We start from the raw sequence: 12977 nt of genomic DNA on the forward strand, positions 1-12977 counted from the left end.
CGCTCTGGGCCGCCGAAAGCTGAGAGGAGCTCCATGTATTCCCGAGCAAGGCGCATCGCGATCCCCCTCGCCGGCCTCGTGGCCATAGGGCTGGCGGCGGGCATGGTCAGCGGCGCCGCGGGCGCGACCGCACCCTCCGATGTCGTGTCCAAGAATGCGGCGACCCCCGCGGAGCAGGCGATCCAGTTCTGGACGCCCGACCGCATCAAGCTGGCCAGTGACTACGACGACGGGCTCGACCTGTCGTCCAAGGGCGTCAAGGGCAGCAACGACACCCCTGACGGACCCCCCGGCTCCGTGCCGCCGATCGGCGCGGAGAAGACGACGAGCAAGAAGAGCAAGCACGTCAACCTGCCCAACACCGTCGGCCGCGTGTTCTTCACGCTGCCGAAGGCCGACCCGCGTGACCCGAAGAACTGGCGTTACTGCTCGGCCAGCTCCGTGCAGAGCAAGTTCCGCAACCTGGTGGCGACCTCCGCCCACTGCGTCTACGACACCAAGAAGAACACCTTCTACGACAACTGGATCTTCATCCCGTCGTACTGGGACGGCGACAAGGTCTGGAACGGCAAGGCGCCCTACGGCATCTACGCCGCCAAGACCTTCAACGCGCACGACGACTTCGTGGTGAAGGAGGACTACGACTTCGACTACGCGTTCGTCAACGTCTACAACGGCATCAAGGTCAGCTGGGAGAAGGTCAACGGCCGCTGGAAGTGGACCGTCAAGAACGCCGGCCGGCTCGGTGACAACGTCGGCGGCCAGGGCTTCACCTGGAACCGGAGCACGAAGCTGAACGTGTTCTCGTTCGGTTACCCGGCGGGCGAGCACCCCGACGGCGACAAGCCGTTCACCGGCCGGACGATGAAGTACTGCTACGGCAAGACCAAGGCGATGCCCGAGGCCAAGAAGTACAACCTGCAGGAGCACATCGGCTTCAAGTGCTCCTTCACCGCCGGCGCGAGCGGCGGACCGTTCCTCTACAACTACAAGAGCGCGTCGCGCACCGGCTACCTGGTCGGCGTCAACAGCGTCGCGTGGGACACCGACGGCAACGACCGTTACGACCACATCTCGTCGCCGTACTTCAACTCCGACACCTACAAGGTCTACAAGGCCGCCGCCAACCGGTGGACCGGCAACATGCCGTGATCAAGTTGGCACCAGGCCCCGGTTCCCTCGGGATCCGGGGCCTTCCCCTGGGATCGGAATGGGATGGCGACGACGTGGCGTGCGCCACTCGACCGGCTCGAAAGAGGCCGGGAATGCGCGCAATTCCATCCCCGCGAACGTCGCCCGGCACCCGCTCCCACCTGCGCAAACGCCATCAAGTAATGATCGTTTACACGTATCGGGACCGTTCGGCTGACGGCATCCTTATAGTTCGCGATGCACCCTTGATCAGGTAACGAATCTCTATCCAAGCTGCAATACAGTCTGTACATCTGGAAAAATCCACCCTTACGACCCCAAGAAAGGCATTTCATGATCCCCCGGGCCAGGCACATCGTTGCCGCTGCCTTGAGCAGCGCGCTGCTGATGCTGCCTGCCTTCACGGGGGTCGCCGATGCCGCGCCCGCCAGCAAGGTGTTCGCCGTCCCGCTGGCCAAGACCCTCTCGGACGTCAAGCGCGTCGCCGCCTACTGGCGGCCCGACCGCCTCAAGCAGGCCGACAACTACAGCCCCGCCACGCCCGCCGCCGCTGCCGCCCCGACGACCTCGTCGGCCGCCGCCGCCTCCGGCCCCGGTGCGCCCGTCGCCGCCGTCAAGCAGGCGACCGCCGCACAGGGCGTGGCGCCCGTGCCGCCGCGCAAGGGCACCGCCAGGACGATGGGCAAGGTCTTCTTCCGGTTCGGGGACAAGGAGTACTGGTGCTCCGCCAGCGCGGTCGCGGCCAAGAACCGCAGCGTCGTCGCCACGGCCGGGCACTGCGCGTACGACTCGCGCCAGGCCAAGCCGGCCGACTACTGGATCTTCGTCCCTAACCCCGGCCCCAACGGCGAGACGCCGGACGGCATCTACGTGGGCGCCTCGATCAACATGCACGAGGACTGGTCGGGCAAGGCCGACTACGACTACGACTACGCGTTCGTGACCGTGCACCGCGGCTTCACCTGGGTCGCCAAGGACGGCGGCTACGTCATGCAGGACGTCGGCCGGCTCCAGGACAACGTGGGCGGGCTGGGCATCGACCTGAACAAGGAGCCCGGTTCGTACACGGTGGCCGCGTTCGGCTACCCGGCGGGCGCGCAGCCCGACGGCTCGACCCCGTTCAACGGCAAGACGCTGCGCAAGTGCCCCGAGCGCGCCACCCGCTTCACCGTGGCCCCCGGCCGCGACCTGCAGAAGGGCGTCGAGCTGCAGCCGTGCGACTTCAGCCCCGGCGCCAGCGGCGGCCCGTGGCTGATCGGCTACGACGACTCGCGCAGGCTCGGCACGCTGAACGGCGTCAACAGCCTGACCTGGAACAGGGACGCCAAGGGCCGCTACGACGCGGTGTCCTCCCCCTACTTCGACACCACCACCGGCGAGGTCTACCGACGCGCCGCGGGGCTGACCACCATCCCAAATGTGACGTAAGTCATAGCAACCATCCGGTCACTACGGGTGATCAGCCAGTTCTGTGTCTCGGCAAGGTCACGACGCCACTTGGGAGCGTTGACATGATCTACCGAAAATTCACATTCACTTAGTCAAAGCTGTAGGTTCCGGGCTGTCCGTTTGCTGAGTTCTGGGGGTGCACGAGGCGCCTCATGTCAGCGCAACCTGGAGTTACCTTGAAGCGAATCCTTCTTCCCGCCGGCGGAGCCCTCCTGGCTACCGGTCTGCTCGCCTCCGGCCTGTCCGGCACGGCGCAGGCCGACGGCGACGTCGCCCACGACCCGATGGCCCGCAACACCTCCGATGCCGTCTCCGTCGCCTCCTTCTGGCTGGCCTCGAACGGCGCCGCGCTCCGGTCCGCGACCCAGTACCCGTGGGACTCCAAGGAAGTTCGGAAGGTCGTCTCCAAGGGCGGCGCCGACCCCGACGGCCGCCCCGGCACCACGGCGCCGACCGGCGAGTCCAAGTCGACCGGCAGGGCCCAGAACATCAACCTCCCCAAGACCGTGGGCAAGGTCTTCTTCGTCGACGCCGGCGGCAAGTTCCGCTGGTGCTCGGCCTCCTCCATCCAGTCGAACTACCGCAACCTGGTCGCCACGGCCGGCCACTGCGTGTACGACACCGACAGCAACGCCGCGACGATGGACAACTGGGTCTTCGTCCCCGGCTACTACCAGGGGAAGGCTCCCTGGGGCATCTACGTGGGCAAGCAGGCGTTCACGCACTTCGACTTCGACACGTACGAGGACTACGACCGCGACTACGCGTTCGTCACCGTCTACAACGGCATCCACTTCAACGGCGTCAAGCAGGTGGACCGCAAGGACTTCCAGCGCTTCACCGGCCCGAAGCGGTCGTGGGGCGGGCGCTACTACATCCTGCTGTCGAAGGACGCCGGCCGCCTCGGCGACAACGTCGGCGGCCAGGGCTTCGCCTGGAACCAGCCCACCGGCAAGCCCGTGCGCGCCTTCGGCTACCCTGCGGCCCCGCACCCGGACGGCAACAAGCCGTACAGCGGCGTGACGCCGAAGCACTGCTACGGCAACACCACCGCCAAGACGGTCGGCGCCTCCTGGCTGAAGATCGAGGAGCACATCGGCCTCAAGTGCGCCGTGACCCCCGGTTACGACGGCGGCCCCTGGCTGCTGAACTACAGCAACGCCAAGCGCCTCGGCTACGTGAACGGTGTCACCAGCACCTTCGCCGACCAGGACGGCAACGACAGGGTCGACTACATCACCTCGCCGTACTTCGACGGGGAGACGGCCGCGGTGTACAACGCGGCCAAGAACGTGTGGTCCGGCAAGATCGTGGGCCCGAACGGCGAGCTGTACAAGTAAGCCCCCGCAGAACCCTTCAGAGCCCTTCAGCGAGGGCCTCGGCACACGCCCGAGGTCCTCGCTTCGGCGTTTCACGGAGATCTTTCTTTGATCTCCTGACAGACAGTGTTTACGTTGTCACGATGGGCGCATGCGTCGTGATGATCTGACAGACGCCGAATGGGAACGGGTGGCGCCGCTGCTCTCCACGTACGGCGACCATGGCGACCGGTCGCCCGACGACCGCATGGTGATCAACGCACTGCTCTACCAGGCCCGCACCGGTGTCCGCTGGCGCTCCCTGCCCGACCGGTACGGCTGCTGGGTCACCGCCTACAAGCGCCACCGCCGCTGGACCGCCGACGGCACTTGGCAACGCCTCACCCTCGCCCTGCGGACGAGCGGCGGCGACCCCACGAGCAGGGCGACGACCCCACCGGCCTACGCCTCCCCCAGGACGCACCAACCGGCCCCCGGCAGCCCCCACACCGCCCCGCCACCCCTCTCCCACCTCAGGGACGCGGCAGTCCTGGCCAGCCTCCAGGCCCTCCTGGGCGACGTGGTGCAGCCAAGAAGGCAGTGAACCCGCCTTGAAACCCCGAACCTGAAGATCACCTGTGAGAAATGAGTCAACTTAGACGGGACAGGCTTCAATCTGGTTCCTGTGATCTAAGTCACGTTTTGGCGGCTACGTTATGTGGCGAGACCCTAACGGCACATTCGTACCGGCAGCAACAACCCCTTCATACCCTGCGAAAACGTAACGCAATGATCACAACGCGCAAAGATCTCTGACAGATAACAGGACGGTCACGGCGGTAACGGCGCCGACCGAACCGCCCAAAGCGAGTTCCACCTGCGGAGATCACCACGCTATGTTCCTTGCTATCCCTTTACTGACGCATGGGACGCATGTTGCGACCCACGACAGAGCAAGGAGCAGTTCCCTTGAAGCGCATCCTCATCCCCGCCGGTGGCGCCATCCTGGCCACCGGCCTCCTGGCCGCCGGCCTCGCCGGTACGGCCTCCGCCGACAGCGACGTCGCCAAGGACAACCTGGCGACCAGCGCGGCCAACGCGAAGGCCATCGCGAGCTTCTGGGCGGAGAACAACGGTGCTGCCCTCAAGGCCGCTACCGAGTCGAACGTCTGGGACAAGGCTGACGTCGCCAAGCTGCAGAGCAAGGGCGGCTACAGCTCGGACACCAAGCCGGGCTCGACCGCTCCGATCGGCGAGGAGAAGAAGACCTCGACCAAGGTGCAGAACGTCAACATGCCGAAGACCATCGGCAAGGTGTTCTTCATCAACAGCAAGGGCGAGAAGAAGTGGTGCTCCGCCACTTCGATCCAGTCGCAGTACCGCAACCTGGTCGCCACGGCCGGTCACTGCGTCTACGACACCGCCAACAACACGGACGTCATGTCCAAGTGGGTCTTCGTCCCCGGTTACTACCAGGGCAAGTCGCCTTGGGGCATCTACGTGGGCAAGCAGGCCTTCACCCACTACGACTTCGACGTCTACGAGGACTACGACCGCGACTACGCGTTCGTGACCGTGTACAACGGCGTCAAGCTGGACGGTGGCAAGGCCACCAAGGTCACCATCAACGAGTTCAAGGCGGCCCAGGCCAAGGGCCAGGTCACCGACATCAAGGCGGCCGAGGTCAGCAAGGACGAGTACGAGTCGGCCGTCAAGGACCCGAACAAGTACCCGTACTACGAGATGAAGCCCGGCACGGCGAAGAAGGTCACCGGACCGGATTACCCCGGCGCCGTCGTCGACAAGAAGGAAGTCTCCAAGGCTGACTACGAGGCCGCCAAGGCCAAGGGTGTCGGCCGCGGGCAGGGCTTCATCTACGGCGACCCGGTCGCCGAGAACGTCGACAAGGACACCTGGACCAAGTACGACGGCCCCGGTGACAAGGGCGACGGCCCCGACAAGTTCGGGAACTACTACATCACGCACTACTACGTGCAGGAGTGGTACGTCCCCGGCACCGACGCCAAGTACTACCGCGTCGACTACTACGTCATCGAGGACTTCGCCAAGGACGCGGGTCGCCTCGGTGACAACGTGGGCGGTCAGGGCTTCGCCTGGAACCAGCCGACCGGCAAGCCGGTTCGCGTGTTCGGCTACCCGGCGGCTCCTCACCCCGACGGCAACAAGAACTACACGGGCGTCACGCCGAAGTGGTGCTACGGCACCACGACGAAGAAGCTCGTGGGTTCGGCCGCCAAGAAGATCGAGGAGCACGTCGCCCTCAAGTGCGCCATGACCGAGGGCGCCGACGGTGGCCCGTGGCTGTACAAGTACAGCAACAGCAAGCGTCTCGGCTACCTGAACGGTGTCATCAGCACCTTCAACGACCAGGACGGTAACGGCCGCGTGGACTACATCTCGTCGCCGTACTTCGACGGCGAGACCAACGTCGTCTACAAGGCCGCCGCTGTCGCGTGGTCCGGCAAGGTTGTCTAAGTAACGGATAGCGACCGGACTTAGACCGTTCGTGTAACCGTTGCAAGCGAAGGGCCCGGCATCCTGCCGGGCCCTTCTGCGTTCGCCCCGAAAGTGAAGGGCGTTTGGACGCACGGGACGCTCAGACGGTGCCATGAACTTGATGTGATCTGCGTCACATAGCCACCGGGGTCCGGATCATGAGGACACGCGCACCCCGCGAGTCACACTGACAACTTCCTTATGTTGATCAGGGCAAACGAGGACAAGGCGAGCTTCCCTCGACTCCTGCGCATCAGCCCCTTAAACATCACAGAACGATCACGACCGGCTTGTCGCATCTTTTCCCACCAAAGCGGCTTCCGGTTATCAAGATCGACACTGTATGTTCCTGGCTATCCCTTTACTGACGCATGGGACGCAAGAGGCGTTCCACGACAGCGCAAGGAGTTACCTTGAAGCGCATCCTCCTCCCCGCCGGTGGCGCCATTCTGGCCACCGGTCTGCTGGCTGCTGGTCTGGCCAGCACCGCCCAGGCCGACGACACCGTCTCCTCTGACGTCCTCGCCGCCGAGGCGAAGGCCGTCGAGACCGTCGAGTTCTGGACCAAGTCCAACAACGCGGCGCTCAAGGGCGCCATCGCCTTCAACCCCGACGCCCTCGAGGTCTCCAAGATCAAGAGCGGTGGTGGCTATACCTCGGACACCAAGCCGGGTTCCACCGCCCCGATTGGCGAGGAGAAGAAGGCGGCCGTCAAGGTCCAGAACGTGAACCTGCCGAAGACCATCGGTAAGGTCTTCTTCGAGGGTCGCGACGGCAAGCTGTACTGGTGCTCCGGCACCTCGATCCAGGCGCAGTACCGCAACCTGGTCGCCACGGCCGGTCACTGCGTGTACGACATCGCCGGCAACGACGAGGTCGTGTCCCGCTGGGTCTTCGTCCCCGGTTACTACCAGGGCAAGGCTCCTTGGGGCATCTACGTGGGTAAGCAGGCCTTCACCCACTACGACTTCGACGTGTACGAGGACTTCGACCGCGACTACGCGTTCGTCACCGTCTACGACGGCATCGGCGGCGTTGCGTACGGCGCGGACAAGGTCTCGTTCGAAGAGTACAAGGCTGCCACGGCCAAGGGTCAGAAGACTGACATCAAGGGCACCGAGGTCACGGAAGCCGAGTACCTCTCGGGCATCAAGGACCCGAAGACCTTCCCGTACTACGACATCAAGCCCGGCACCGCCAAGAAGGTCACCGGCCCGGACCACGCCGGTGCGGTCGTTGACAAGAAGGAAGTCACCAAGGCTACCTACGACGCGGCCCTCGCGGCTGGCAAGGTCGGCCGCGGCACGGACTTCGTCTACGGCGACCCGGTCACCGAGCAGGTCGACAAGGCCACGTACGACGCGTACTCGGGCCTGGGTGTCAAGTCCACGGACGCCGCTGGGAACTTCCTCATCACGCACTACTACGTGCAGGAGTGGTACGTCCCCGGCACGGACACCAAGTTCTACCGCCTCGACTACTACGTGATCTCCCACAAGCTCAAGAGCGTTGGCCGCCTCGGCGACAACGTTGGTGGGCAGGGCTTCGCGTGGAACCAGCCGTCCGCCGGCAAGTACGTCCGGACCTTCGGTTACCCGTACGGTCCGCACCTGGACGGCAACCGCCCCTACACGGGCGTTACGCCGAAGTGGTGCTACGGCAAGACCGCGAGCAAGGCTCTGCTGATCCCGTCCAAGAAGGTCGAGGAGCAGCAGTCCCTGAAGTGCGCCGTCACCGCCGGTTACGACGGTGGCCCGTGGCTGTACAAGTACAGCAACAGCAAGCGGCTCGGCTACGTCAACGGTGTCACCAGCCTCATCGCTGACACCGACGACAACAAGCGCTACGACACGATCACCTCGGCGTACTTCGACGGTGAGACCAACGTGATCTACAAGGCCGCTGCGGCCGTGTGGTCCGGCAAGCTCATCAAGTAGTTCGCTGCGGATCGGAACGTCGACCTGGTCTTCGTTCGGTAGCAGTACCAAAGGGCTCGGCATCCTGCCGGGCCCTTTGGCCTTTCTGGTGAAAATTGATAATTCCCCTTACCAGAGTGACTAATGGGTCGATAGGGTCTTTACACCCCTTTTGACAACTGTGGAGCCTCTCGTGAAGCGCCTGCTCATCCCCCTAGCCGCCGTCGGCCTGAGCGCCGCCGTCCTCGCCGCGCCCGCCAGCGCGGAGCCGCACTGGGCGACCGACAACCTTCTCCCCAAGCCGGCCGACGCGTACGGTGCCGCCTACTTCTGGCTGGACGCCAACGGCGCCGCCCTCCGCAAGGCGACCCAATATCGTGTCGATGCCAAGGACGTCCCCAAGCTCGTCTCCTCGGGCAGCCAGGGCGCGCCCGACGGCAAGCCCGGCATGACCGGCCCGACGACCGCCGCCAAGCCGGCCGCCAGCAAGAACGTCAACCTCCCCAAGACCATCGGCAAGGTCTTCTTCCTGGACAAGGGAGGCAACTACCGCTGGTGCTCGGCCACGTCCATCCAGTCCAGGCACCGCAACCTGGTCGCCACGGCGGGCCACTGCGTCTACGAGAACAGCAAGGACGACGTCTACGACAAGTGGGTGTTCGTACCGGGCTACTACCAGGGCAAGGCCCCTTGGGGCGTCTACGCGGGCGCCTACGCCTTCACGCATTTCGACCTCGACACCTATGACGACTACGACGGCGACTACGCCTTCGTGGCCGTCCACAACGGCTTCGCGCTGGCGGGCGAGAAGGAAGTGACCCGCAACGCGTTCAAGGCGTGGGCGGGTGACAAGTGGATCAAGCCGCGCGAGATCGATGCCGAGGGATACCGCAAGTGCCTGATCAACCTGGGCGACTGCTGGTCGGAAGGCGAGGACAAGCCCGCTGACCTGGTCGGGCCCGACTACCCGGGTGCCGCCCTGGAGAAGGTGGAAGTTTCCAAGGAGGCATACACCGAGGCGAAGACCGGCAGGGGGCAGGGCTTCAAGTTCGGCGACCCGGTCGTGGAGCAGGTCTCCAAGGACGAGTGGGACGCCTACAAGGGGCTTGGTGACAAGGGCGCGGGCCCCGACAAGGTCGGCAACTACACCATCACCCACTACTACACCCAGAAGTGGGTCAAGCCCGGCACCTCCCGCAAGTACTACGAGGCCCACTACTTCATCGGCATCGCCAAGGACCTCGGCCGTCTCGGTGACGTGGTCGGCGGGCAGGGCTTCGCCTGGAACCAGCCGCTGGGCCAGCCGGTGACCGTCTTCGGTTACCCCAGCGCCCCCCACCCCGACGGCGACCGCCCGTTCTCGGGCGTCACCCCCAAGTGGTGCGCGGGCAAGACCAACACCAAGAGCTACCAGGTCAACATGTTCAAGGTGGAGACCCACCAGGTGCTCAAGTGCTCCATGACCGCCGGCGCCGACGGCGGCCCCTGGCTCATGAAGTACAACAACGGCAAGCGCACCGGCTACGTCAACGGCGTGACCAGCATGTTCCACGACAACGACGGCAACAACCGGATCGACTACATCAGCTCGGCCATCTTCGACGGCGAGACCGCCGCCGTCTACGACAAGGCCAACTACGCGGAGACGAAGTCGATCGTCGGCCCCAACGGCGAACTGCTCAAGTAACCCGCACAACGGCCCGGGCCATGAGGCCCGGGCCGTCCCGTGCGGTCACACGGCCGTGAGCTCCCGCGTGCGCTCGCGCAGCGCCAGCACCGGCCGCTCGTTCTTGTACGGCTCCAGCCGCCGCCGCAGATCCGCGGCGTAGGAGCGGGACCGGGCCGACTGCAGGTCGCTGGCCAGCGTCAGCGCGCCGGCCGCGGCCGAGCACGCCTCCTCCAGTTCCCCGCACTGCAACAGCCCGGCGGCCAGCAGTGACAGGTTGAACATGCGGCCCCGTACGTAGCGGGAGTCCATGTCGAGGGAGCGGCGCGCCTGGCGTACGACCCGCTCGCCCTCCCCGAGGTCGCGGAAACAGTGGGCGAATTTGGCGGACAGGTAAGCCTCGTCGAAGTAGCTGAGCCACTTGGGCTCCTCGGCGGGCTTGCGGGCCTCGAAGGCGCACTCGGCCTCGTGCAGGGACATGCCGCAGGCGCGGGCGTCGCCCAGGCCGGCGTGCGCGTGGGCCTCCAGGACGTGCGCGGAGGCCAGGAGCGTCTGCACCCCGGCCCTGCGGGCCGCGATCTGGGAGGCCCTGGCCAGGTCGAGGGCGTGCGCCGGCTGGCCCATGTAGATGGCCTGGTGAGCCATGCCGGCCAGGATCTCCCCGCCCAGGGTCTGGTCGTCGGCCCCCCTGGCCAGGCGCAGGGCCTGGATCAGGTAGCGCTGGGCGAGGCCGTGCTGCTCCATGTCGTACGCCATCCAGCCTGCCAGCCGGGTCAGCTCGGCCGCGGCGGCGGCCAGCTGCTTGCCGGTGGAGTCGCCGTACGAGCCGTCCTTGAGCAGGGGGGAGACGGCGGTGTCGAGGTATTTGACCACGGACGAGCGGACCCGGCCGCTGCCGAAGCGATTGTCGAGCTCACCGAAGGATCGGGTGACCTCGTGGATGGCGGCGATGTCGGCGCGGCCCACCCGCCGCATGCCCATGCCGCTCGGGCGTCCCTCGGAAGGGGACGTCAACCAGCGTACGGCTCCAACGGAGCCGGCTCCGATCGCGAACGTCGAATCGATCAGGAACCTCCGTCTCTCCACGTCGGCCCGCCACAGCGCCGTCACGGTCGCGACCCCCTCCTGCCACGTGTGCGTGAACTCCTGTCCGAGGTCGAGGGGCGTGATGACGGCCGGCATGCCCAGATCCTCCGAGGTGATCTGTCTGCCGAGCCGTAGGGCGAAAATCTCGGTGAGCAAGCACGGCACCGGATCACGCGGCCTCTGACCTCCGATCCAGCGCAGCACTGAACTGTGGTCGTACTTGAGGCCCGGTGTACCGCGTGCGGCTCCCAGATCGTTGAGGCGCCTGGCCAATCCCTTGTGGGAAAAACCCGCCTCTGCGATGAGCTGCTGCAGCAGTCGATTCGGCTCGCGTTCCATCGCTCTCCTCGTCACAGGAGTCGGCGCCCACATCCTTACAGAGAGCTACTGTTATAGCACCTTGCGTTAACGATTTACGGCAGTTCCCAAAGGTCACCCAAACTCCAACTCCAACCCACACCCTCCGCCGGTTCTGCGCATGGTCAGGCCGACGGCTCTTGCTCCTGGACGGGGACCTCACCTACCCATGGCTCGGCCTAGTAACCCGAAGACCCCTCCGAGCTGGGTGGAGACGCAAAAAGGGTGAGCGGGGGCCGAAAGACCCCCGCTCACAGGCTCACAAGCTCAGAGGCTCACAGGCGCGCGACGCCGTCCGCCCGGGCCTGGGCGGCCACCGCGGCCGTCACGGCGGGCGCGACGCGCTCGTCGAACGGGCTGGGGATGACGTACGTCGTCGAGAGGTCGTCACCGACCACGCCCGCCAGCGCGTTGGCCGCGGCCACCTTCATGTTCTCGGTGATCGTGGTGGCCCGCACGTCGAGCGCGCCGCGGAACACCCCCGGGAAGGCCAGCACGTTGTTGATCTGGTTGGGGAAGTCGGACCGCCCGGTGGCCACCACGCCGGCGTGCCTGGCGGCCACGTCGGGGTGCACCTCCGGCGTCGGGTTCGACAGGGCGAACACGATGGAGTCGGCCGCCATGGAGGCGATGGCCTGCTCGGACACGGTCGATCCCGACAGCCCGACGAACACGTCGGCGCCGGCCAGCGCCTCCTCCGTGGAGCCGGCGTGGCCGGCCTTGTTGGTGTCGCGGGCCAGCGCCTGCTTGACCGGGTTGAGGCCCTCACGGCCCTCGTAGATCATGCCCTTGGAGTCGGAGACCGCGATGTCGCCAATGCCCGCCTCCAGGAGGATGCGGGTGACGGCCACGCCCGAGGCGCCCGCGCCGGCCACGACGGCCCGCAGGTCGCCCAGCGAGCGGCCGGTCAGGCGGGCGGCGTTCTGCAGGGCGGCCAGCACCACGATGGCGGTGCCGTGCTGGTCGTCGTGGAAGACGGGGATGTCGAGCAGGTCGCGCAGCCTGGCCTCGATCTCGAAGCACCGGGGCGCGCTGATGTCCTCCAGGTTGATGCCGCCGAAGGACGGCGCGAGGCGCACCACGGTCTCGACGAGCGCGTCCACGTCGGTGCAGTCGAGGCAGATGGGGACGGCGTCGACGTTCGCGAACTCCTTGAACAGCAGCGCCTTGCCCTCCATGACCGGCATGGCGGCCGAGGGGCCGATGTCTCCGAGGCCGAGCACGGCCGTGCCGTCGGAGACGACGGCGACCACCCTGGAGACCCAGGTGTAGTCGTCGGACAGAGCGGGCGTCTCGGCGATGGCGGTGCAGACCCGGGCGACCCCGGGCGTGTAGGCGAGGGCCAGGTCGTCCGCGTCGCGGACGGGAACGGTGGAGCGGATCTCGATCTTGCCTCCGCGGTGCAGCGCGAATGCCGGATCGAGGTCGAGTGATTCGACGGAAGCAGAAGCGGGCGTGGCAGCCACAGCGACCCCTGTAGTCATTGGTAGCGGAAGAGACCTTCGGCGGACGAGCGCGAGCGGGCTGGCTTCGGTA

9 protein-coding genes are annotated in these 12977 nt (G+C 66.1%); 7 read left to right on the plus strand and 2 right to left on the minus strand.

The annotated features are described in order from the left end of the window. The first annotated feature begins 33 nt into the window (after nt 1-33). From ACBJ59_RS58380 to ACBJ59_RS58410, 7 genes are all read left to right on the plus strand, one after another. A complete protein-coding gene (locus tag ACBJ59_RS58380) occupies nt 34-1152 on the plus strand; it encodes a trypsin-like serine peptidase (protein ID WP_375118608.1) in 1119 nt (372 codons plus the stop codon). Nucleotides 1153-1521: 369 nt separating this feature from the next. Next, a complete protein-coding gene (locus ACBJ59_RS58385; protein WP_375118609.1) occupies nt 1522-2580 on the plus strand; it encodes a trypsin-like serine peptidase in 1059 nt (352 codons plus the stop codon). Nucleotides 2581-2777: 197 nt separating this feature from the next. Then, nucleotides 2778-3941, plus strand: a complete 1164-nt coding sequence (locus ACBJ59_RS58390; protein ID WP_375118610.1) for a trypsin-like serine peptidase — start codon at nt 2778-2780, stop codon at nt 3939-3941. A gap of 130 nt (nt 3942-4071) precedes the next feature. Then, a complete protein-coding gene (locus ACBJ59_RS58395; RefSeq protein ID WP_375118611.1) occupies nt 4072-4503 on the plus strand; it encodes a transposase in 432 nt (143 codons plus the stop codon). 365 nt (nt 4504-4868) lie between these two features. After that, on the plus strand, nt 4869-6395 hold the full coding sequence (locus ACBJ59_RS58400; protein WP_375118612.1) for a trypsin-like serine peptidase: 1527 nt from the start codon (nt 4869-4871) through the stop codon (nt 6393-6395). 434 nt (nt 6396-6829) lie between these two features. Next, entirely contained in the window at nt 6830-8353 is a 1524-nt protein-coding gene (locus ACBJ59_RS58405) for a trypsin-like serine peptidase (RefSeq protein WP_375118613.1), read from the plus strand. A 172-nt stretch (nt 8354-8525) separates the two neighbouring features. Continuing rightward, on the plus strand, nt 8526-10019 hold the full coding sequence (locus ACBJ59_RS58410; RefSeq protein WP_375118614.1) for a trypsin-like serine peptidase: 1494 nt from the start codon (nt 8526-8528) through the stop codon (nt 10017-10019). Nucleotides 10020-10064: 45 nt separating this feature from the next. Here ACBJ59_RS58410 and ACBJ59_RS58415 read toward each other — a convergent pair whose 3' ends face one another. Both ACBJ59_RS58415 and ACBJ59_RS58420 read right to left on the minus strand, forming a co-directional pair. Then, nucleotides 10065-11180, minus strand: coding sequence for a hypothetical protein (locus tag ACBJ59_RS58415; protein WP_375118615.1), 1116 nt, complete (start codon nt 11178-11180; stop codon nt 10065-10067). A gap of 536 nt (nt 11181-11716) precedes the next feature. Beyond that, nucleotides 11717-12925 (minus strand): NADP-dependent malic enzyme, encoded by a 1209-nt coding sequence (locus ACBJ59_RS58420; RefSeq protein WP_375118616.1) that lies wholly within the window; start codon nt 12923-12925, stop codon nt 11717-11719. Nucleotides 12926-12977: the final 52 nt, after the last annotated feature.

Origin of the sequence: Nonomuraea sp. MTCD27 (assembly GCF_041950495.1) — a bacterium.
GTDB lineage: Bacteria > Actinomycetota > Actinomycetes > Streptosporangiales > Streptosporangiaceae > Nonomuraea.